The organism is Streptomyces sp. XY431 (assembly GCF_001279805.1).
Taxonomy (GTDB): domain Bacteria; phylum Actinomycetota; class Actinomycetes; order Streptomycetales; family Streptomycetaceae; genus Kitasatospora; species Kitasatospora purpeofusca.
Genome location: NZ_LGDO01000413.1, coordinates 24,504 through 45,201, shown reverse-complemented (window position 1 = coordinate 45,201; position 20,698 = coordinate 24,504). Strand labels below are relative to the sequence as shown.

Annotated in this window: 22 protein-coding genes; 11 read left to right on the top strand and 11 right to left on the bottom strand. The window is 75.2% G+C overall.

The window, feature by feature from the left end; all coding sequences use genetic code 11:
* The first annotated feature begins 24 nt into the window (after positions 1-24).
* From ADK60_RS27680 to ADK60_RS27670, 3 genes are all read left to right on the top strand, one after another.
* A complete protein-coding gene (locus tag ADK60_RS27680; RefSeq protein ID WP_079008726.1) occupies positions 25-792 on the top strand; it encodes a sugar transferase in 768 nt (255 codons plus the stop codon).
* A 26-nt stretch (positions 793-818) separates the two neighbouring features.
* Positions 819-1,445 carry a NeuD/PglB/VioB family sugar acetyltransferase gene (locus ADK60_RS27675; protein WP_107094734.1) on the top strand — a complete coding sequence of 209 codons (627 nt, stop codon included), beginning with the start codon at positions 819-821 and terminating at the stop codon, positions 1,443-1,445.
* 122 nt (positions 1,446-1,567) lie between these two features.
* The gene (locus tag ADK60_RS27670; RefSeq protein ID WP_053649579.1) at positions 1,568-2,056 is read left to right on the top strand and encodes an NUDIX hydrolase; all 489 of its coding nucleotides are present in this window, start codon (positions 1,568-1,570) and stop codon (positions 2,054-2,056) included.
* 26 nt (positions 2,057-2,082) lie between these two features.
* Here ADK60_RS27670 and ADK60_RS27665 read toward each other — a convergent pair whose 3' ends face one another.
* Both ADK60_RS27665 and ADK60_RS27660 read right to left on the bottom strand, forming a co-directional pair.
* Positions 2,083-3,012 carry an NAD-dependent epimerase/dehydratase family protein gene (locus tag ADK60_RS27665; RefSeq protein ID WP_053649577.1) on the bottom strand — a complete coding sequence of 310 codons (930 nt, stop codon included), beginning with the start codon at positions 3,010-3,012 and terminating at the stop codon, positions 2,083-2,085.
* 169 nt (positions 3,013-3,181) lie between these two features.
* The gene (locus ADK60_RS27660) at positions 3,182-3,592 is read right to left on the bottom strand and encodes a PTS-dependent dihydroxyacetone kinase phosphotransferase subunit DhaM (RefSeq protein ID WP_045942748.1); all 411 of its coding nucleotides are present in this window, start codon (positions 3,590-3,592) and stop codon (positions 3,182-3,184) included.
* A 387-nt stretch (positions 3,593-3,979) separates the two neighbouring features.
* Between ADK60_RS27660 and ADK60_RS27655 the strand changes: the two genes are divergently transcribed.
* The 3 genes from ADK60_RS27655 to ADK60_RS27640 all read left to right on the top strand — a co-directional run bounded on the left by ADK60_RS27655 (position 3,980) and on the right by ADK60_RS27640 (position 7,407).
* Entirely contained in the window at positions 3,980-4,216 is a 237-nt protein-coding gene (locus tag ADK60_RS27655; RefSeq protein WP_037781797.1) for a DUF397 domain-containing protein, read from the top strand.
* A 744-nt stretch (positions 4,217-4,960) separates the two neighbouring features.
* Entirely contained in the window at positions 4,961-5,455 is a 495-nt protein-coding gene (locus ADK60_RS27650; RefSeq protein WP_030396879.1) for a hypothetical protein, read from the top strand.
* Between the two features lie 719 nt (positions 5,456-6,174).
* A complete protein-coding gene (locus ADK60_RS27640) occupies positions 6,175-7,407 on the top strand; it encodes an acyl-CoA dehydrogenase family protein (RefSeq protein ID WP_053649572.1) in 1,233 nt (410 codons plus the stop codon).
* Between the two features lie 72 nt (positions 7,408-7,479).
* Here the strand turns inward: ADK60_RS27640 and ADK60_RS27635 are convergent, their stop codons facing one another.
* Positions 7,480-8,700: an aminoglycoside phosphotransferase family protein gene (locus tag ADK60_RS27635; protein ID WP_234326264.1), complete on the bottom strand. Its 1,221-nt coding sequence runs from the start codon at positions 8,698-8,700 to the stop codon at positions 7,480-7,482.
* A 479-nt stretch (positions 8,701-9,179) separates the two neighbouring features.
* Here ADK60_RS27635 and ADK60_RS27630 point away from each other — a divergent pair, with 479 nt between their 5' ends.
* On the top strand, positions 9,180-10,664 hold the full coding sequence (locus tag ADK60_RS27630) for a DNA-binding protein NsdB (RefSeq protein WP_045942742.1): 1,485 nt from the start codon (positions 9,180-9,182) through the stop codon (positions 10,662-10,664).
* 73 nt (positions 10,665-10,737) lie between these two features.
* Here the strand turns inward: ADK60_RS27630 and ADK60_RS27625 are convergent, their stop codons facing one another.
* Entirely contained in the window at positions 10,738-11,097 is a 360-nt protein-coding gene (locus tag ADK60_RS27625; RefSeq protein WP_030396875.1) for a PAS domain-containing protein, read from the bottom strand.
* Positions 11,098-11,465: 368 nt separating this feature from the next.
* Here ADK60_RS27625 and ADK60_RS27620 point away from each other — a divergent pair, with 368 nt between their 5' ends.
* Entirely contained in the window at positions 11,466-12,974 is a 1,509-nt protein-coding gene (locus ADK60_RS27620) for a hypothetical protein (protein WP_053649570.1), read from the top strand.
* Positions 12,975-13,084: 110 nt separating this feature from the next.
* On the opposite strand, the gene ADK60_RS27615 is transcribed toward ADK60_RS27620, so the two are convergent.
* The 3 genes from ADK60_RS27615 to ADK60_RS45105 all read right to left on the bottom strand — a co-directional run bounded on the left by ADK60_RS27615 (position 13,085) and on the right by ADK60_RS45105 (position 15,199).
* Positions 13,085-13,930: an undecaprenyl-diphosphate phosphatase gene (locus tag ADK60_RS27615; protein ID WP_045942745.1), complete on the bottom strand. Its 846-nt coding sequence runs from the start codon at positions 13,928-13,930 to the stop codon at positions 13,085-13,087.
* Between the two features lie 288 nt (positions 13,931-14,218).
* The gene (locus ADK60_RS27610) at positions 14,219-14,914 is read right to left on the bottom strand and encodes a class I SAM-dependent methyltransferase (RefSeq protein ID WP_053649568.1); all 696 of its coding nucleotides are present in this window, start codon (positions 14,912-14,914) and stop codon (positions 14,219-14,221) included.
* 84 nt (positions 14,915-14,998) lie between these two features.
* Positions 14,999-15,199 (bottom strand): hypothetical protein, encoded by a 201-nt coding sequence (locus ADK60_RS45105; protein ID WP_159400611.1) that lies wholly within the window; start codon positions 15,197-15,199, stop codon positions 14,999-15,001.
* Between ADK60_RS45105 and ADK60_RS27605 the strand changes: the two genes are divergently transcribed.
* A complete protein-coding gene (locus ADK60_RS27605; protein WP_053649598.1) occupies positions 15,179-15,682 on the top strand; it encodes a DUF4396 domain-containing protein in 504 nt (167 codons plus the stop codon). The genes ADK60_RS45105 and ADK60_RS27605 overlap by 21 nt on opposite strands.
* A gap of 114 nt (positions 15,683-15,796) precedes the next feature.
* Here ADK60_RS27605 and ADK60_RS27600 read toward each other — a convergent pair whose 3' ends face one another.
* The gene (locus ADK60_RS27600; protein WP_053649567.1) at positions 15,797-16,330 is read right to left on the bottom strand and encodes a PadR family transcriptional regulator; all 534 of its coding nucleotides are present in this window, start codon (positions 16,328-16,330) and stop codon (positions 15,797-15,799) included.
* 154 nt (positions 16,331-16,484) lie between these two features.
* Here ADK60_RS27600 and ADK60_RS27595 point away from each other — a divergent pair, with 154 nt between their 5' ends.
* On the top strand, positions 16,485-17,246 hold the full coding sequence (locus ADK60_RS27595; RefSeq protein WP_053649565.1) for an alpha/beta fold hydrolase: 762 nt from the start codon (positions 16,485-16,487) through the stop codon (positions 17,244-17,246).
* Positions 17,247-17,322: 76 nt separating this feature from the next.
* On the top strand, positions 17,323-18,279 hold the full coding sequence (locus tag ADK60_RS27590) for an aminoglycoside phosphotransferase family protein (RefSeq protein WP_053649595.1): 957 nt from the start codon (positions 17,323-17,325) through the stop codon (positions 18,277-18,279).
* Here ADK60_RS27590 and ADK60_RS27585 read toward each other — a convergent pair.
* Genes ADK60_RS27585 through ADK60_RS27575 form a run of 3 tightly spaced genes read right to left on the bottom strand, consistent with a single transcriptional unit; the run spans position 18,260 to position 20,606 of the window.
* Positions 18,260-19,141 (bottom strand): 5-oxoprolinase subunit C family protein, encoded by an 882-nt coding sequence (locus ADK60_RS27585; protein WP_234371283.1) that lies wholly within the window; start codon positions 19,139-19,141, stop codon positions 18,260-18,262. The two genes, ADK60_RS27590 and ADK60_RS27585, sit on opposite strands and share 20 nt — an antisense overlap.
* Positions 19,138-19,833, bottom strand: coding sequence for a 5-oxoprolinase subunit PxpB (gene pxpB, locus ADK60_RS27580; protein WP_079008723.1), 696 nt, complete (start codon positions 19,831-19,833; stop codon positions 19,138-19,140). Before pxpB ends, ADK60_RS27585 begins: the two co-directional genes overlap by 4 nt.
* Complete coding sequence (locus ADK60_RS27575; protein WP_053649563.1) at positions 19,830-20,606, bottom strand: LamB/YcsF family protein; 777 nt, start codon at positions 20,604-20,606, stop codon at positions 19,830-19,832. The genes pxpB and ADK60_RS27575 overlap by 4 nt, the downstream gene beginning before the upstream one ends.
* Between the last annotated feature and the right edge of the window lie 92 nt (positions 20,607-20,698).

Sequence of the window (20,698 nt, the reverse complement as noted above, 5' to 3'; positions counted from 1 at the left end):
ACCGCATCAGGGGGAAGGACCGTCATGAAGCGAGGGGGGGACCTCGCGATCACCGTCCTGACCGGGATCGTCGCGATTCCGCTGGGTCTGGTGATCGCTCTGCTGATCCGCTGCACCATGGGCGGACCGGTGCTCTTCCGGCAGACCCGGACGGGGCTGCGGGGCAAGGAGTTCGAGATCCTCAAGTTCCGCACCATGCGGGACAAACGTTTCCCGGAGGAGCCGGACGCTCCCCGGATCACCCGGCTCGGGGACCTGCTCCGCCGGACCAGCCTGGACGAACTGCCGCAGCTGTGGAACGTGGCGCGCGGCGAGATGGGGGTGATCGGGCCCCGGCCCACGCTGCCCGAGCAGGTCGTCCACTACTCCCGCCGCCAGCGCGGCCGGCTCGACGTGCGGCCCGGGCTCACCGGCTGGGCCCAGGTCCAGGGCCGCAACTCCATCACCTGGCCGGAGCGGATCGAGCTCGACCTCTGGTACGTCCGGAACCGCTCGCTCGGCCTCGACCTGCGGATCCTCGTACTGACCGTCAAGGTGCTGCTGAACCCGGCCGGGATCACCGCCGCCGGCGGGGTCAACCCGGGCTTCCCGGCGCCGACCGAGCCCGTCGAGCCCGTCGAGACCGTCGAGACCGCCGGCGCCACCACGGGCGCCGGCACCGGTGGCGCCGAGCCGGCTCCCGCCGTGCTCGGCCTGCCCCGGCTGACCACCGGGCCGAGGCCGGTCCCACCGCTCCGCGCCCGGCCGGCCCGCCCGGCCCCGGTCGGCGCCGCCGTCGAGGAGGCGTCCTGACCGTCGGACCCGGCAGGATGGCCCCCATGCCCTCCGCAGCGGACCCGTCCGCACTCTGGATCGCCGGCGCCGGAGGCGTCGGCCGCGAGGCGCTGGACACCGCGCTCGCGGCCGGCGTCCCGGTCGCGGGGTTCCTCGACGACCGTCAGCACGGCGCCACCGTCCGCGGCCTGCCCGTCCGCAGGCCGGCGGATCTCGGACCCGGCGCCCGCTATCTGGTCGGCATCGCCGACCCGGCCGTCCGGCAGCGGCTGTCCGCCCTGCTGGACGGCCTGGGGGCGGAGCCGTTCACCCTGGTCCACCCCCGGGCACTGATCGCCCCGGACACCCTGCTCGGCCCGGGCTGCCTGGTGATGGGCGGCGCGTACGTGTCGAGCAGCGTGCGGCTCGGCGCGCACAGCCAGGTCCACTACAACGCGACGGTCGGCCACGACACGGTGTTCGGCGAGCGGGTGACGGTCTACCCGGGCGGCAACGTCTCCGGCGCGGTGCTGCTGGCCGACGGCGCGACCGTGGGCTCCAACGCCGTGGTGCTCCAGGGCCGCAAGGTCGGCGCCGGGGCCTTCGTCGGCGCGGCCGCGGTGGTGACCAGGGACGTGGCCCCGGGCGAGGTGGTGGTCGGCTCCCCGGCCCGCCCGCTCCGTCGGACCTGAGCGGCCGTCGGACCTGGACGCCCACCGGACCTGGACGCCCACCGGACCTGAACGCCCGCCCGGGCCCGCCCGCTCCGCAGACGCAGCCCGGGCGGGCGCGGCACCCCGATAGGCTTCGGGGCATGGCGATTCCGAAGTTCCTGGCCGATCTCCGCGCGGTGGTGGGCTCCCGCAAGCTCTGGCTCAGCGCCGCCGCCGCGGTCGTCCTGGACGAGGAGGGCCGGGTGCTGCTCGTCCAGCGCGCCGACGACCGCAGCTGGGCGCCCCCGGGCGGCATCCTCGACCCGGGCGAGCAGCCGGCCGACGGAGCGGTCCGGGAGTGCCTGGAGGAGACCGGGATCGCCACCGTGGCCGAACGGCTCGTCACGCTCACCGTCTCGCCGGACATCACCTACCCCAACGGCGATGTGACGCAGTACCTGGAGGTCGTCTTCCGCTGCCGCCCGGTGGGCGGGGAGATCCGGGCGGACGAGGACGAGACGCTCGCGGTCGGCTGGTACCCGCTGGACGCGCTGCCGCCGATGGGCGAGCGCGAACTCGGCTGGATCGACCGGGCGGTGTCCGGCCCGGCCGAGACGGCCTTCCAGTGGGACGGCGCGCAGCGCCCCTGAGCCCGTGTGTCCCTGCCCCCGACCCCCTAGAGGGTGCGGAACCAGGCCGCCGTCCGCTCCAGGCCCTCGCGCAGCGGGACCGGGCGGACGTCGGGGAACAGCTCGCGCAGCCGCGCGTTGTCGGCCTGCGAGTCCCGGACGTCGCCCGGCCGGGGCTCGGTGTGGGCGACTTCGACGTGGTGGCCGAGCACCGACTCCAGCTCGCCGACCAGTTCCAGCAGCGAGGTGCGGGTGCCGAAGGCGAGGTTCACCGGGTCCGCGCTCACGACCCGGCGCAGCACCGCGTCGGTGATCACCTGGGTGACGGTGCCGACGAAGGTGAAGTCCCGGCTCTGCCCGCCGTCCCCGTGCACGGTCAGCGGCCGCCCGGCGAGGGCGGCGTCCAGGAAGGCCGGGACGACCGCCGCGTAGGCGTGCCCGGCGGGCTGCAGCGGGCCGAACACGTTGAAGAACCGCAACGGCAGCACGCCCAGCCCGTAGCAGTGGTGGTAGGCCGCCAGATAGGCCTCGGTGGCGAGCTTGCTGACCGCGTACGGGCTCATCGGCGCGGTGCGCATGGTCTCCCGCTTGGGCAGCTCCCGGTTGGCGCCGTAGACCGAGGAGGAGGACGCGGCCGCCACGTAGAGGCCCCCGGCGCGGCGGGCGGCCTCCAGGACCTCCAGGGTGCCGGTGGCGTTGGCGTGGTGACTGGCCAGCGGATCGGCCACCGAGCGCGGCACGGAGGGCAGTGCGGCGAGGTGGACCACCGCGTCGGCACCGGCGAAGGCCTCGTCCAGCAGCGCCGGGTCGAGAACGGTGCCCTCGTGGAGCACCGCCCCGGTGCCGACCAGATTGGCCTTCTGCCCGGTGGAGAGATCGTCCACGACCCGGACCTGGTCCACCTCGGGCCGGGCCAGCAGGGCCCGGACCAGGTTGGCCCCGATGAATCCGGCTCCGCCGGTGACGACCACACGCATGGCTGAGGTTCCCCCCTCGCGACGGCCCGGCCCGCTCGGCCGGCCCCGCGCCGATGGTAGCCGCGCGGTCACCCGCCGTGTGCCGGAACGCCGAGAACGGCCGGAGGAGGCAGGAAGCGGCCACGGAAGGCCGTCGGTGGCCCCGCCCCCGTCGGCGCCCCGGTCCCGGTCAGCCCTTGGGCTGGCGGTACGCCTCCTCGGCGGCGTCCAGCACCGCCGCCAGGTCGCCGCCGGCCGTGGCGGTGGCCACCGCGGCCACCGCGCCCTCGACGAACGGGGCGTTGGCGAACCGCACCGGGAACGGCAGACCGTGCTCGTCGGCCTCGGCGAGCAGCGCCCGGACGGTGGTCACCGCGCCGCCGAGGTCGGCCAGGACGACCACGCCGTGCCCCTGGTCGACCCGGCGGGTGGCGGCGGCGACGAGCACCGCGCTGATGCCGGGTCCGGCGACGAGGTCCCCGCCGGTGCCGGCCACCGGGGCGGGTGCGGGGGCGGCGGTCAGCGAGAGCGCCAGGGCGCGGACGGCGTTGGCGAGTTCCTGGCTGTGCGAGACCAGGACGACCCCGACCCGGCCGTGCACGGGCGGACGGCCGGGGGTGGGCCGGGGCAGTGGGGTGGGTGCGGGCGGGGTGCGGGGCGCCGGCGGGTGCGCCGAGGCGGCCTCGGAGATGGGGATGACATCGGCGCGGGTGCCGTCCCGGCGGCTCATCGGTTGCTCCTCGGGGCGTTCGGTCGGGGGCTCCCCACACTCTGGCAGTTCGCCCGCCGCGCGCCCGCGCGGGACACGCGCCCCCGGGGGTGCGCCGGGGCGTGCGGATCGGGGCCCGCCCGCCGTCGACGGTCCGTACGCCTCCGGCCGGTGGAGACCTGGTGATCCCGCTGACCGGGGCCGTTGCGGTGACTAGGCTGGGCGCGTTCAGGCCGTCGGGAGGAGAGAGCAGCAGTGGCAGCCAACAGCGGGACCGGGGTGGAGGCGACCGAGGTGGTGGAGCTCGCCGCGAGCGGGAAGCCGAAGGTGGACTTCACCGGGGCGACCTGGCTCTTCAGCAGCCAGGGTGTCGGGGACGTCCAGATCGCCTTCGTGGACGGGTACATCGGCATGCGGGACGGTCGTCAGGAGGACGGCCCGATCCTGGTGTTCACGCCGGGGGAGTGGCGGGCCTTCGTGCTCGGCGCGCGGGACGGCGAGTTCGACCTCACCTGACCGGATCCGGGGGTCGCGGCCCTCGCCGGGTGCCGGTCCGGGCCGCCGGGTCGGCACCCGGATACCCCTCAGGGGTGTCCAGGGAACGGTCGTAGGCCCCGAAGGTCTCCGGCGGTCATCATTCCGATCACATTTGAACGTGCCCCGTCATAATTTCTGTTGACTGCTGGACAAACGCAGCTCAGAGTATGAGCACAGGCAGACGCCGTGCCCACCGCCCCCACGCGGCCAGACACGGCGCCTGCTGTGCGACCCGGCAGCGCTGCCGAGCCTCCTCCCAGTCATCCCTCTGCGCACCGGGGGTGCGTCGGCCGGTCCCGGCCCACAAGGGGCCGGCAGTCGCCGGGAGGATGGCGCCGTTCCCCGAGAGCGACTCAGGGGCGGCACCGTGCTCGGGACCCGCACGCCCCCACGCGGCGGCGTCCCGAGCAGGTCTGCGGGAGCGACGGGCCGGGGCCCCGCAGACCTTGCCTGTGAAACATGGAACTGTTGGCTTGTGTGCTGTGCGGCGCGACGGCGGAGCTGGGTGCTCGGCACGACGGTGTGCACAGTGAGGGAAACGCGTGTAGGGCCGCGTTGCGACAGGCCGTCCCCCCGGAGGGTGAAACCCAGAACGGCTGCCGTGCTGAACCGAACGTAGCCCGGACGGTTGCTCAGAGTCAACATTGGTCTCTGAGCGTGGATCTCCGTCCGGCGCCCCACCCACCCCGCGAGCGCGGTGTGGCGGGCACGTACGATGTTCCCATGTCTTTTCTCCGCCGTCGCTCCGGTCAGCCCACCGGCCCGGACTTCGACGTGCTCGCCATGGACCCGGGCGACTGGCCCGGCGACTTCGGTGCAGCCATGATGACCGGCCCGGACGGCGCCTGCCAGGGGATTTTCCTGCGCTACGACCTGTTCGGCGGCAGAGGCCCGGCGATGTTCATCGGCAACCTCCCCGAGGGCTCGCCGGCCCGCGAGACCGGCGACAGCGTGCCCTTCGAGGTGCGCCAGCTGCTCGCGGCCCTGGAGAACGAGGAACCGGTCGACTTCGTCTCGGCGGAGGACTTCCCCGTCATGCTCGGGGACGACCTGCTGATCGTGAAGAAGGTCAAGGTCAGCGAGGGCCGGGTCTTCTGTGCCCAGTTCGGCCGGAGTGACGGGGTGCAGGTCACCATCGCCTCCTGGGACCGGCCGATTTCGGACGATCTCTACCAGTTGCTCAAGCCGCTGCCCGCGGACATGTTCCAGCAGGGCTGAACAAGGCGGGCCGATGGCCCGGAGGGCGGCGTTCCGGTTCCCGTTCCGCCGCCCGCCGAAACTCCGCCGGGTCGTCCGTCGGGACATCCGCAGAGGCGCCCGCCGCGGGTACGGGCGTGCTGCGGACCCCGATGTTCACCCAGATGTTCACCGAGATGTTGATCGCGACGTCCGCGGCGTCGCCGGTCGAGGAGTCCGGTGAGGCGTCCGGCGAGGTCTCCGTCGCAATTTCCGCCCCGACCTGGGCCGCTTCACCCGCGTCCGTGCCTCGGGCGCTGCTTGACGGCTTCGATCACGGCTTCGTAAAGTCGCGAACATGCCGTGCCCTCTCCCGCTGCTGACCCGTCGCAGCTACCTCGACCTGCGGCGCACCGCCAGCGCGGCGTGTCCGGGTCACTGAGGGGGATTCGTCCCCGAGGCGGCGGGCGGCCGGCCGAGGGGCCGGCGCCGATCCGGGGGTGGCCCTTGTGCCGGACCCCGGGTCCCGGGGTGGGCATCGAGCCGGAGTCCCGGGCCGCCACCAGGTACCGCGCGCCCGTCCCGGCGTGCCGCCCGCCATTCCCCGCACCAGCCGAAGGGGGTGCCGGCGCCGACAGCGGAACGGCCGAGCCCCCGACGACAGCGGAGGCGTGGCCGTGCCGACCGTCGGCACCGGGCCCGAGCCCCGCCGGCGGGTGCGGACCCCGAGCCCACGCTGCCGCCCCGGAGGCCCCAGCCCCATGAGTACCGTCGCTGCCGACCAGTCACCCGCCGTCCCGTCCCCCGGCCCCGCGCTCTCCCCCGTCGAGGCCGCCCTCGCGGGGCTGCCCCGGGTCGTCGACCTGCTGGCCGCCCGGGCCGAGGAGCACGACCGCGACGCGACCTTCCCGTACCAGGGCATAGAGGCGGTGCACGAGGCCGGACTGCTGACCCTGACCGTCGGCGACCGCTACGGCGGTCCCGGCGGCACCCTCGCCGACACCGTTCAGGTCCTGGTCCAACTCGGGCGCGGGGACGCCTCGGTGGCCGTGGTCACCGCGTTCACCCTGCTCCAGCACGCCGAGCAGGCCCGGACGGCGGGCTGGCCGACGGCCGGTTACCGGCGGCTGCTCACCGAGTCCCGGCGCGGTCCGGCTCTGGTCAACACCCTGCGGGCGGAGCCCGGGAGCCGTGAGGGCGAGCCGCCGGCCACGGTGGCGCGATGGGACGGCGAGGCCTGGCTGCTGACGGGCCGCAAGACGTACTGCACCGGCGCCGAGGCGCTCGCCTGGATGGCGGTGACCGCCCGGACCGACGAACCGGTGCCCCGGACCGGCACCTTCCTGGTGCGCGGCGAGAGCGAGGGGCTGGAGGTCGATCCGACCTGGGACCAGCTCGGCCTGCGGGCCAGCGCCAGCCACGACGTGGTCCTCGACGAGGTACGGGTACCGGCCGAACTGGCCCTCGGCCTGAACCTGCCCGGAAGCGGTGCCGGAAAGGGAGCGGCCGCTTCCGCCGCTGCCGTCCCGGCGGCCGAACTGGCCCGGGCCTGGCACGATCTGGCGCTCTCGGCGGTGGCCGTCGGGGTGGCCCGCTCGGCCCAGGACTGGCTGGTGCGCTTCCTGCACCAGCGAACTCCGGCCAATCTGACCGAGCCGCTCGGCAGCCTGCCCCGCTACCGCAGCGCGCTGGGCGAGATCGAGGCCCAGCTGATCGGTGCCGAGGAACTCGTCCACGGTCTGGCCGCGCGGGTGGACCGGGCCGAGCCGGAAGCGGTGGCCCGGACGGGGCCGGCGCACCTGCTGGCCACCCGGGCGGCGACGGCCGCCGTCCAGCAGGCCGTCTCGCTCACCGGGAACCCGGGGCTGAGCCGGCGTCACCCGCTGGAGCGGTACCTGCGGGACGTGCTCAGCAGCCGGGTCCATCTGGCCCCGGACGAGGCCGTCCTGGAGGCCGCCGGTCGGGCCGCCCTGGAGCGCGGCGTGCGGCACTGACCGGCGGTCCTGCCGGGTCTCCGGGACGGCCCCGTCCGGAGGGGCGCCGCCCGGTGCCGGGCCGGACGGGCCTCACCTGGTCCCGACGGCGGCCCGGACGGCCCGGCGGGCCAGCGCGGCGTCGTCGTAGAGCCGGCGGATCATGATCCGCTGCTCCTCGCCGGCGCCCGGCACGTCGTACAGGCGGATCTCCCGCATCAGCACCAGCACCAGGTTCACCAGGAACGCGTCCCGGGCCATCGTGCCGCCGCTCTGGGCGAGTTGGCTGATCTGCCGACGGGCCGCGGTGTCGCCGGAGAGGACGCTCCAGAGCACCGCGAGGTCGTAGCCGGGCAGGTACCAGCCGGCCTGCTCCCAGTCGACCAGCACCGGCCCGGACGGCGCCAGCAGCATGTTGCTGAGCAGCGCGTCGCCGTGGCAGAGCTGGAGCGGACCGTGGCCGAGCCCGTGCAGCAGACCGCGCAGGTCGCCGGCGTCCCGGTCGGTGAGCTGGCCCACCGAGTGGTAGCGGGCGATCTCCAACTGGTAGTCCAGCCGGGGCTGGAAGACGTCGGTCGGCGGGCGCCACAGGTTGAGCGTCCGGACGGCGGTGAGCAGCGCGCGCACCTCGCCGGGCGTCGGGGCGTTGACCGGGTGGCGCTCCCGGGCGGCCGGCCGCCCGGGGACGCGCTCCATGACCAGCACGCAGCGGTCGTGGTCGGCCGCCACCAGCCGGGGCAGCCGTACCGGCGGACGGTGCCGCACGAAGGCCCGGTAGACCGCGACCTCGTGGTGGAAGTCGGCGACCAGCTGTTCGAAGTACTCGCTCCGCACGGCCTGCGGGGCGAGGCACTTGGCCACCACCGGCGCCCGGCCGATGGTGCCCGCCACCAGGATGTGGCGGCTCCCCTCGCGCAGCACCTGGCGGGGGGTGAAAGCGGGGCATATCCGCGCGACCCCGGCGAGGGCGGCCCGGACGGCCGGGGTCTGGAGCGCGGAGGGGTCGATCCGCTCCTGCGTCATGGGCTGGCCCGGCCGGGTCGGCGGGCGCAGCAGCCGGCCGTCGCCGGGGCGGACGGCGGGGATCCGGGCGCCGGGCACACGGGGACCGGCGGTCTCGGCCGGGCGGAGTCCCAGCGCGGTCCGGGCGGCCTGGCCCCGCGTGTCCCCGGACCGGCCGTCGGCGGCGCGCGGGGCGGCGGGCCGGGACGGCGGCGGGACCTGCTTCGGGCCGGGACGGCCGACGGCTGCGGTGGGGGGGCGCAGCGCGGTGCGGGTCGTGGTCGGCGTCGGGGAGGTCGCTGAGGAGTACATGGGGTGAGGGTGGTCCCTTCCTGTCCGTCTGCGGGTGCGGCCCCGCAGGGGGTTGCGGGGAGGGCCGGTGCCGCGTGCTTCCTGGCGTGACGGCGGCCCTGGTCGGTCGGTCGGGTGGTGCGCGGGCGCCGGGCACGGACGCCGGGGCCGGAGCCCCGTGCTGCGGCGGTGGACCGGCCGTCCGCACCCTGGGGAATGCGGTCGGCCGGTACTGCCGTGGCCGTGCCCGGCGCTCCCGCGCCACCCGGCCGCGCCACCCCCTCGGGTGAGGACCGGGAGTGCCCCGCGACCCGTGCGGGGGAACCCCGTACCGGCCTGGGACACCGCCCGACCCGGGGGTCGAGGTGGCGCACCTCTACATCACACCCGGATGCCGGTGGTTGGTAATGTGGCGGACCCTGGCGAAGCCTGGCGAATGCTCGCCCGGCACATGACGGAGCCTCTAGCCTCGAACCAGCCGAGGAACCTGGGGGCTTCACGTGAGCAGGGGACCCAACACCCGACTCGCCGATCTGTTCGTCCTGACCGGATGGTCGAAGGGCGAGCTCGCACGGCTGGTCAACAGGCGCGGTGCCGCGATGGGACAGCAGCAGCTGTCCACCGACACCTCGCGGGTGCGGCGGTGGATCGAGCAGGGGGAGATCCCGCGCGATCCGGTGCCGAGGGTACTGGCAGCCGTGTTCACGGAGCGGCTCGGCCGTGTCGTCACCACTGAGGACCTCGGTCTGGAACGACACCGGCCCACCAGGACCGGAGCGGCGCAGTCCGCCACCTCGTCACCATGGGAGCCGGATCGAACGGCCGCGGTCCTCACCGAGTTCACGGGAATGGACCTCATGCTGAACCGACGTGGATTGGTGGGCGCGGGTGCCGCGCTCACGGCGGGGGCGGTCGTCGCCGACTCGCTGAAGGGCTGGCTGGGAGGGGCCGAGGTCGCGTACGCGGCGTCGGCGCCCGGACCGCGCCCGGTGCTCACCCAGGGCGGCGCCCGACCGGTGGTGGACCTGTACGACCCGGGCCCGGTCGGGCTCGACGAGGTGGAGGCGCTGGAGCGCTCGGTGCACGTGTTCCGGGCCTGGGACGCGGCCCGCGGCGGCGGCCTGCAGCGCAAGGCGGTGGTGGGCCAGCTCAACGAGGTGGGCGGCCTGCTGACGCACCGGCACAGTCCGGCCGTGACCCAGCGGTTGTGGCTGGTCGCGGCCAACCTGGCGGTGCTGGCGGGCTGGATGTCGCACGACGTGGGCCTGGAGCCGACCGCGCAGAAGTACTTCATGCTGGCGGCGGACTCGGCCCGGGAGGCCGGCGACCGGCCCCGGGCCGGGGAGGCGATCTCCCGGGCGGCGCGTCAGATGGTGCACCTCGGGCGGGCGGACGAGGCGATCGGCCTGATGGCGGCGGCCAAGGCGAGCGGCGGCCGGATGCTGCCGAGAACGCGCGCCATGCTGAACACCGTCGAGGCCTGGGCGCACGCCTCGATCGGGCAGTCGCAGGCGACCTGGCGGCTGCTGGGCGAGGCGGAGGAGCTCTTCGCCGAGGACCCGGACGGTCCGCCGCCGTCCTGGATGCAGGTCTTCGACGAGGCGGAGCTGCGCGGGATGCAGGCGCTGGTGCTGCGCACGCTCGCCGAGCACGACCGGGCGGCCGCCGAACAGGCCCGCCGGCACGCCGAGCGGGTGATCCGGCTGCGGGAGGGGACGGGGCAGCTGCGGTCGGCGCTGTTCGACCGGATCACGCTGGCCTCGGTGCACTGGCTCACCGGGGAGCCCGACGCGGCGGACACCCAGTGCAAGCTGGTGCTGAACCTGATCGGCCAGAACTCCTCGCACCGCACCTGGGACCGGCTGCGGGAGATGTACCGGCTGACCGCGCGCTACCGGGGGGTGCCGGTGGTGGACGAGCTGCGGGAGCAGCTGGGGCGGGAGCTGCGGGCGGCGGACGCGAAGAAGCGGCCCGCGCGCGCCTGACCCGGGCCCGGAACGGGCGGACCGGATCGGGCGGACCGGATCGGGCTCGGCCGGGGCCGTGCGGGCCGGTGGGTCAGGAGGGGTTCGCGGGGCGCAGCAGCATGCGCAGTGCGGTGACGGTGCCGTCGGTGCCCAGCACGGGCTCGCCGGTGCACTCGATCATGCCGTGCCCGCCGTCGGGCCGCCGGACCTGGAGGGTGCCGAAGGCGTACCGGCCGTGCACCAGCGCGTCGGTCATCATCCGGCGCAGCTGCGGCCGGTCCGCCTCGCTCAGGCGGTCGGGCAGCCGGTCCAGGCTGAGCGGTCCGTGTCCGGGGTCGCAGCCGAGCAGCCGGTAGGCCTCGGCGGACCAGCGGACGTCGTCGGTGAGGAGGTCCCACTCGGCGGAGCCGATCACGGCCGCGCCGGTCGAGGTACGGATGGCGCTGTCCACTCTTTCGCCCACCGGCCCCTCGCCGTCCGTCGCGCCCTCGTTCGGGGGCGCGACGGGTGGTGGGCCGGACGTGGGCGACTTTTGCATGGTGAGTCCAGTGGTCCGTTCGTGGAGAGCGGCCGGTGCGTGGTGGCATCGACTGTCGCACAGCGGTCTCACCCTTGTGGGCGATTTGGACAGATCGCCGTCAAAGTTCCCCCGGCATATGCCAGTGCGCACAAAGGGCCGGTCGCCCTGTGTGCGACGGGCTGCCCGAGGCGGTAACCTTCGGTGATTCCGGCGCCCGGGCGCCCACCGCAGTACCCACCAGAGACCCCGGCGACGGAAATCCCGTTGCCACTACGACCGCCGCAACGGATGCTGACCTCATGTTCGAGCCAGTGATAGCACCCAGTGCCAGCCTCCTCGGCCTCCTGCAGCGAGGTCGCGGTGACGGGCAGCTCCATGCGCTGGCCGCCGACCGCACCGAGGCCATTGCCGCACTGGAGGAGTGCGTCACCAGGGACCCGCGAGCCGACTGGCAGGTCGAGAACCGTTCCCTCTACTACGCGCGCCTCTACATGGAACTGGAGGCGCCGCTCGACGGGATCGAGGACCACCTCCACTCCCCGGAGGACCTCCTCGACGAGGACGAGGCCCGCACCGGCCTCGCGCTCTCCGTCCTGGGCCACCTCGCCGCGTACGGCCGGCGGGACGCGCTGCTCATGCTCCGCGAGTACGCCGCCACCGGCACCAACTGGGCCTGGGCGCTGGACGAGCTCGCGCTGCGCGACGACGACCGCGGCCTGCTGCTGCTCGGGACGGCCGTACTGGACCGCTTCGCCCCGGGCCCCGAGGGCGACGCCGAGCTGCGCGAGACCGTACGGAGCGCGTACGAGCCCAGGCCCTGGCGGCTCTGGGCCGCCTACCACCCGAGGGTCGCGGCCGCCAGCGAGCAGGCCCCCTTCGACGTGTGGCAGCGCCAGCTGAACCGCAGTGGCGTGACCCCGGGCTGGTCCACCGCCGATGTGCTGGCCTGGGCCGACCAGGGCGAGCTCGGCGGCCTCGGTGCCGCGGCCTTCGCCGGCGGCCCGGTCCGTCCCGGGGCCTCGCACGACGGCGAGCCCGGTCCGGACGCGGTGGACCGCCGCGCCGCCGCCGCCGCCCGCTGCCTGGCCGCCGTGGTCCGGCCGGAGGACCGGCCCGCCGTCCTGGAGGCGGCCCGCACCGGTCTGCCCGGTGCCCGCCGGGCGGCCCTGCGCCACCTCGTCGACCGGCAGGACCCGGCCGCGGCCGGGCTGATCGAGGCCGCCGCGGCGGAGGTCGACGACCGGCTGGTCCGGTTCGCCCTGGAGCTGCTCGGGCGAATGCGCGGCCCGGAGGCGCTGGCCCACGCCCGCCGCTGGGCCGATCCGGCCACCGGGGGCGCCGACAGCGCCCTCGGCGAGGCCGCCGTCCGGCTGCTGGCCGACGCCGGCGAGCCCACCGACGCCCCGCTGGTGGTGGGCGGGCTGCGCCGCTGGGTCCTGCTGCACGGGGTGTCCGGCGCCGACGCCGGGCTCGGGACGCTGGTCGACGGCGCGGGGCGGCTGACCGCCACCGAGGCCGTCCCGGTCCTGCGCCACATCTACGGCGAGGCCGTCTCCTCGGAGCTGCGCGGCCGCGCGGCCCGGGCGCTCGCCGCGACCGACGTGCACTTCCCGGAGGGGCCGGCCGTCGAGTGCCTCTGGGACTGCGAGGAGTCCACCCGGGAGCTCGCCGCGAGGCATGTCGCCACCACCGGCGACGCCCGCGTGCTGGAGCGCCTGCGCCGCCTCGCCGCCGACCCGGCCGAGGAGGCCGAGGTCCACGCCGCCGTGCGCGGCCGGCTCACCTCCGCCCGCGAGCGAAGCCGCTAGCCGTCGCTGGGGCGCTGCAGCGGAACGACCGAGCGGGCCGGTCCACCACGAGGGTGGACCGGCCCGCTCAGTCGTTCCCGGGGACCGGGGGAGTGGAATGGAACGCGGTTCTACTTCGCGACCACGCCGGCGTCCGGCGCCAGGGTGCCCACGGACACCAGGACGATGATCAGGATGCCGAGCGCGATCCGGTAGACCACGAACGGCATGAAGCTGTTGTTCGAGATGTACTTCAGGAACCAGGCGATCGCCGCGTATCCGACCACGAAGGCGATCCCGGTGGCCAGGATGGTCGGCCCCCAGGCCGGTGCCGGGCCCTCGCCGATCTTGAACAGTTCCAGCAGGCCGGAGGCCAGCACGGCCGGGATCGCCAGCAGGAACGAGTACCGGGCCGCCGCCTCGCGGCTGTAGCCGAGCAGCAGGCCGGCGCTGATCGTGCCGCCGGAGCGGGAGACGCCCGGGATCAGGGCGAGTGCCTGGGCCATGCCGTACGTCGCCGCGTGCGGCAGGGTCAGCTCGGAGATCGGCTTGGCGTGCCGGACCGCCCGGGTGCGGTCGGCGATCGCGAGCACCACGCCGAACAGGATCAGCGTGCTGCCGATGATCCGCAGATCGCGCAGGTCCTGCTCGATGGTGTCCTGGAACAGCTTGCCCAGGATGCCGATCGGCAGCGTGCCCATGATCACGAACCAGCCCATCCGCGCGTCCTGGTGCGAGCGCAGCGCGGGCCGGAAGAGCGAGAGCGTCCAGGTCTTGATGATCGCGGCGATGTCGCGGCGGAAGTAGATCAGCACGGCGGTCTCGGTGCCGAGCTGCGTCACCGCGGTGAACGCCGCTCCCGGGTCCTGCCAGCCGAACAGAGCGGGGAAGACCCGGAGGTGGGCGCTGGAGGAGATCGGGAGGAACTCGGTGAGCCCCTGGATCAGGCCGAGGACGGCCCCGTGGAACCAGTCGATCACCGGACACCCGCCCGGGGTATCCGTCGGTCGATGCGCATGAAGCGTTCCTTGTTGGTCGGTGCGGGAACGGCCCTGCGAACCGGTCGGCGCGGTCCAGTGGCGCGGTCCGATGGCAGGCGAACGACCGGTCCCGCCCGGCGCTCGGGCCGCGCGCGGGCCCGGCGTCCGCCTGATGCTACGCCGTTCGGGTGACAGCTTTTCGCCCGCCCCACCCCCGGGGCGCCGTCCGTCGCCCCGTTCCTCCCTGCTTCCTCCCCTTTCGCCCGGGTGCCGCCCTGGTGCTGCTCAGGCGGCCGTCGGCCGGGCCCGCACCCAGGTCCCGTCCTCGGTCAGATAGGTGTCGACCGTCAGCCCGGCCTCGGCGAGCGCCCGTTCGAACTCGGGCCGGTCCATCGGGCGGGACGGGAAGGTCTGGGTCCACCGGGCGTCCGGGAACTCGTACACGACGTGGACCTGGTTCACCCCGTCGCCGAGGGGTGTGGCCGATTCCACCCTGACCAGGCCGTTCTCCCCGAGCGCCCGCTCGCGCGGGATGTTCGTCTGCCAGTCCTCGCCCTCGCGCTGGACGAGCACGCAGCCGTCCGGGGCGACGTGCCGGCGGCAGGTCTCCAGCAGGCCCCGGCGGACGGCGAGGCTGCCGGCGTGCACCAGGAAGGAGGCGAGCAGGACGACGTCGAAGCGTTCGCCGAGGTCCAGCCGTTCGATCGGGGAGAGCGCCGTGCGGGCCCCGCGGATCCGCTCCAGCATCCGCGCCGACTCGTCCACGGCCGTCACCCGGAAGCCCTGTTCCACCAGCGGGTGGGTCATCCGGCCGACGCCGCAGCCGAGTTCCAGCAGGCTCGCGCCGGGCGGTACGGCGCCGGCGATCACCTCGACCTCGTCGCGGATCGGCAGCCGTTCGTAAAGCTCGACCGCGCATCCGTCCGGGGTGATCGCCCCGGGGCCGGTGCCGTCGTATCCCTCGCGTCGTTCGTCGGTCATGCGAACCATCGGAGCACGGCCGGTGCGCGGGGGGAAGAGTGCGGGGCGAACGATGCTTGGCAGATACCCCCAGGGGGTATACAGTCATCGACGAGCCGGGCAGCACGGCGAAGGATCGAGTACCTGGAGGACGACATGGCGCACCCCGCCCAGCACGAGCGGCAGCACAGCGGTCACGACAACCACGGCCAGCATGGGAACCACGGCGACGGGAACCACGGGCACGATGCGGGCCACGGGCAGCACGAGCAGCATGGGCAGCACATGAACCATGAACAGCACCATGCAGGGCATGCGCACCACGCACAGCACGGGACCGGCGGCGGGGGCGTGACCTGGGCGGCCGCCGCGCAGGCGACGCTGCACTGCCTCACCGGCTGTGCCATCGGCGAGATCCTCGGCATGGTGCTGGGCACCGCCTTCGGCCTGCACAACGGCGGCACCGTGGTGCTCTCGGTCCTGCTGGCCTTCGTCTTCGGCTACGCGCTGACCATGCGCGGCGTGCTCAAGGCGGGTCTGGACGTCCGGACCGCCGTGAAGGTCGCGCTGGCCGCCGACACCGTCTCGATCATCGTCATGGAGATCATCGACAACAGCGTGATGGTGACCGTGCCCGGTGCCATGGACGCGGGTCTCGGCGACATCCTGTTCTGGCTCGCGCTGGCCGGTTCGCTGGTCCTGGCCTTCCTCCTGACCGTCCCGGTCAACAAGTGGATGATCGGCAAGGGGCGCGGCCACGCCGTGGTCCACGCCTACCACCAGCACTGACCGGTCCACCGGCGCTGCCCGCCGCACCGGACGCCGCGGCCCGCGCCGACCCCTCCGCAGGGGTCGGCGCGGGCCGCGGCGTTTCGTGCACCCGGGCCGGTGCCCGGCTCCCGCTCAGGCCGAGCGGTCGAGCTCTTCGAGGGTCGTGCGCAGCCAGTCCCGCTCGGCGGCGGTGGTCGCGCGGGCGATCAGCAGCATCCCCCGGCGGAACGGGTCGGTGGCCTCCTCGGCGCCGACCGGCCGGTCCCCGTCGTAGAAGAAGCTGGCCGGTTCGTCGAGGAACGCGAGGCGGCGCCGGAGCACGGCGGCCTGTGCGGCCGGCTCGCCGTCGAGGTGGCGGAGGAAGGCGAGCACGGTGAACCAGCGGTTCTCGTCGCTGACGTCCAGGTCGTCCGGGGTGCGCAGCCGGTCCAGCAGGGTGGCCCGGCCGGCGTCGGTGAGCCGCAGGGTGTGCCGGGGGGCGGCCGCCGCGCCGGGTTCGGTCGAGCGGACGAGGAGCCCGTCGGTCTCCAGGCGCTTGATCGCCGGGTAGAGCGTGCCGTCGCTGATCGGCCGCACGTGGCCGGTGAGCGCGGCGAGGTGGCGGCGCAGTTCGTAGCCGTGCAGGGGCCGGTCGTGGAGGAACCCGAGGATCGCGAGCTTCAGCATGGGCCCACTCTGCCAGATCGGGCGAGATATATCGGTGTTGCTGTACCTCGGCTTCGAGGTATGGTCGCTTCGCCGCCCCGGAAGGAGTCGGGAGGCGGCGGTCCCCGGGAGTGCCTGCCCGGGTCCCCTTGTCGACAGCAGAAGGAGCACGACCGTGCGCGATGCCACCGTCACCCCGAACGGCGACCGGATCCGCTGGGTGGAGATCCCCGGCAAGGAGCCCGTCCGCCTCTATCTGCACGGCCTCGGCTCCAGCTCGCCCGTCTACTACGCCGCGGCCGCCGCGCACCCGCTGCTCACCGGCCACCGCGCGCTGCTGCTCGACCTGCTCGGCTTCGGCATCAGCGACCGCCCCACCGACTTCTCCTACACCCTGGAGGCGCACGCCGACGCCGTCGCGGCGGCCGTCCGGGCGGCGGGGGTGGAGCGGGTCGAGGTGATCGGCCACAGCCTGGGCGGCGCGGTCGCCATCCTGCTCGCCCACCGGCACCCCGGGCTGGTCGACCGGCTGGTCCTGGTCGACTCCGTCCTCGACCCGGCCGCCCCGGTCCGGACCCCGGGCAGCAGTGGGCTCGCGACCTTCACCGAGGAGGAGTACCTGGCCGGCGGGTGGGAGCAGGTGGAGCGGTGGGCCGGCCCGTTCTGGTGGGCCACCATGCGGCTCGCCGGGCCCGAGGCGCTGCACCGCACCGCCGTCCACCGCTGCCGGGGGACCGTCCCGACCCTGCGCGAGCAGCTGCACGGCCTGGACGTGCCGCGCACCTTCCTCTACCCCGAGGCCGACGGCGAGCCGGCCGGTGCGGAGCTGCTCCGCGAGTCGGGGGTGGCGCTGGTGGCGGTGCCGGACTGCGGGCACAACATCATGATCGACAACCCGGACGGCTTCGCCGGGGTCACCGCCGCCGCGCTGGCGTAGGGTCGTCCCGCCTGTCCGCCTGTTGGCCAGTCAGGCCGTCGCCCGATACCCGATTCCCGCGAGGAGCGTGTCCGTCGTGCCGATCCAGGTCCCCGAGGCGCTGGTCGCCTCCCTCGTCGAGTGCCACGGCGCGGACGGCCGCGTCTGGGCCGACGGGCTGCCCGCGCTCGCGGCGGCCTCGGCGGACCGCTGGGGGCTGCGCCTCGACGGCCCGCCCGCGCACGGTGTGGTGGGCCTGGTCCTGCCCGTCCGGCGGGCCGACGGCTCCCGCGCCGTGCTCAAGCTCCAGCGGGTGGACGAGGAGACGGCGGGCGAGCCGCTCGCCCTGCGGGCCTGGAACGGCCGGGGCGCCGTCCGGCTGCTCGACCACGACCCGGCCACCGGCTCGATGCTGCTGGAGCGCCTCGACCCGGCCCGCTCCCTGCTCGCCCTCCCCGACGACCGGGCCGCCACCAGCGCCCTCGCCGACCTGCTGGCAGAACTGACGGTGCATCAGGCGCCGTCCGGCCTGCGGACCTTGGCCGAGGTCGCGGACGGCATGCTGGCGGAGGTCCCGGCCGCGCGCGAGCGGCTGGCGGGGGAGGCCGACCGCCGACTGCTGGCGGATCTGGCGGCCGCCCTCGGCGAGGTACGGCCCGAGCCGGGCGACCGCCTGCTCCACTGGGACCTGCACTACGCCAATGTGCTCGCCCCGACGGCCCCCGACCCCCGGGCGCCCTGGCTCGCCATCGACCCCAAGCCCCTGGCGGGCGACCCGGGTTTCGAGCTCCTGCCGGCCCTGAGCAACCGCTGGTCCGACCTCACCGCCACCGGCGACCTCCCGCGCGCCCTGCGGCTGCGCTTCGACCTGCTGACCGACCGCCTCGCCCTGGACCGCCCCCGCGCCACCCGCTGGACCCTCGCCCGCGTCCTGCAGAACGTCCTCTGGGACATCGCGGACGGCGAGTCGGTGATCGACGGGACGCACCGGACGATCGCGGAGGCACTGTCGGCGAGCCGGGGCGGTCCGGGGCTCACCCGGGCAGGACGGTGAAGCGCAGCGGGGTGCCCGGGCGGGTCTGGGCGGCGGCCGCGAGGTCGGCGGGGGGCACCACGCCGACGACGGGGTAGCCGCCGGTTGTCGGATGGTCGGCCAGGAAGACCACCGGGAGCCCGTCCGGCGGGACCTGCACTGCGCCCAGCACCATGCCCTCGCTGGGGAGTTCGCCGTCCCGGGCGCGGACCAGCGGCGGGCCCTCGGTGCGCAGCGCGATCCGGTTGCCGGCCGGGGAGACCCGGTAGGTGTCGCGGGCGAGCCGCGCCAGGGCGTCCGGGGTGAACCAGTCCGCCCGGGGGCCGAGCCGCAGCCGCAGCACCAGTTCCCGCGGGGGAGCGGGCAGCGGGACCAGCTCCGGCGTCGCCCGGCGGGGCGGCCGGGGGCCGACCGGCAGTCGGTCGCCGGCGGACAGCGGGGCCGGGCCGAGTCCGGAGAGCAGGTCGGCCGAGCGGCTGCCGAGTACCGGCGGGGCGGCGATCCCGCCGGCGACGGCCAGGTAGGCGCGCACCCCGGCGGTTGCGGCGCCGACGTCGAGCACCGCCCCGGCGGGTACCGGGACCGGCGCGCCCCAGGCGGCGGGCCGGCCGTCCACCCGGACCGGGCAGGGGGCCCCGGTCACCGCGACCAGCAGCGGCCGCAGGGCCCGCACCGCGACGCCGCCCAGGGTGGTCTCCAGGGCGGCGGCCCCGGGGTCGTTCCCGAGCAGGCGGTTGGCGGCCCGCAGCGCCGGCTCGTCCACCGCCCCGGCCCTCGGCACCCCGAGGTGGGCGACGCCGCGCCGTCCCAGGTCCTGCACCGTGGTCAGCGGCCCCGGCCGCACCACCACCAGGCCGTCCGTCCCGTCCGTCCCGTCCGTCACTCGGTGCCTCCCCGGACCGGGGTGAAGCGCACCCGGGTGCCCGGGGCGAGGAGAGCGGCCGGGGTGCGGGCGGTGTCCCAGAGGGGGAGGGCGGTGCGGCCCAGCAGTTGCCAGCCGCCGGGGGAGGAGCGCGGGTAGACACCGGTGTAGGGCCCGGCCAGGGCGACCGAGCCGGCCGGGACGGCGCTGCGCGGGGTCGCCCGGCGCGGCACCTCGTACCGGGCCGGCAGACCGGTGAGGTAGCCGAAGCCGGGGGCGAAGCCGCAGAACGCCACCACGTACTCGGGCGCGGTGTGGATCCGGACGGCCTCCTGGGGCGGCACGCCCCAGAGCGCGGCCACCTCGGCGAGGTCGGCGCCGTCGTAGACGGTGGGCACCTCGATCAGCAGGCCGGCGGCGGTGGCCGCCCGGTCCGGACGGGCGGTGCGCAGCAGCCGGGCGAGCCCGGGGACGTCGGCCACGCCGTCCAGCAGGACGGTGTGCGCGGCGGGCACGATCTCCTCGACCGGCGGCAGCTCGCCGACCGACTGCCGTTCGCGCAGCCAGCCGTACAGGGCGGTGACCCCGGCGGCGTCGGGCAGCTCGACCAGCAGCGCGCGCTCGCCGACGGGGCGCAGCACCGGACCGGGGCCGTCGGCCTGTCCCTCCGGTGCGTCGCGCACCCGGTCGCCGGCCGCGCCGCCCGCCGTCATGCGAAGGCCTCCACCCGGACCCCCGCCGAGGCCAGCGCGCCCCGGATCCGCCAGGCGAGCTGGGCCGCGCCGGGCGTGTCGCCGTGGACGCAGAGCGAGCGCGCCTCGACGGCGATCCGCTCGCCGCCGATCGCGTCCACGGCGCCGTCGCGGGCGATGCCGACCGCGCGGGTGATGACGGTCCCGGGGTCGTGCACCACGGCGTCCGGTTCGCGGCGCGGTACGAGGGTGCCGGCCCAGGTGTAGGCGCGGTCGGCGAACGCCTCGGTGACCACCGGCAGCCCGACGTCCTCGGCGACCGCCAGCAGCCGGGAGCCGGGCAGGCCCAGCACCGGCAGCGGTCCGTCGCAGACCGCCCCGGCCCGCAGGATCCCGGCGACGACGGCCTCGGCCTGCTCGGAGTCGGCGACCACCCGGTTGTAGAGGGCGCCGTGCGGCTTGACGTAGGAGACCCGGGAGCCGGCGGCGCGGGCGAAGACCTGGAGGGCGCCGATCTGGTAGGCGATCTCGTCGGCCAGTTCGTCCGGTGGCACGTCCATGGCCCGGCGGCCGAAGCCCGCGAGGTCCCGGTAGGAGACCTGGGCGCCGATCCTGACCCCGCGTTCGGCGGCCAGTGAGCAGACCCGGCGCATGGTGGACGGGTCTCCGGCGTGGAAGCCGCAGGCGACGTTGGCGCTGGTGACGACGGAGAGCAGGGCCTCGTCGTCGGTCAGCGTCCAGCGTCCGAACCCCTCACCGAGGTCCGCATTGAGATCGATCACCGCATCGGTCACGCCCGTCCGCCTCCCAGCAGCTGTTGAGGCAGATGGTAGGGCCTGCGCCCGATCGGCCCGCCCCGGCGACGGTCGGCCCGCCCCGGCGACGG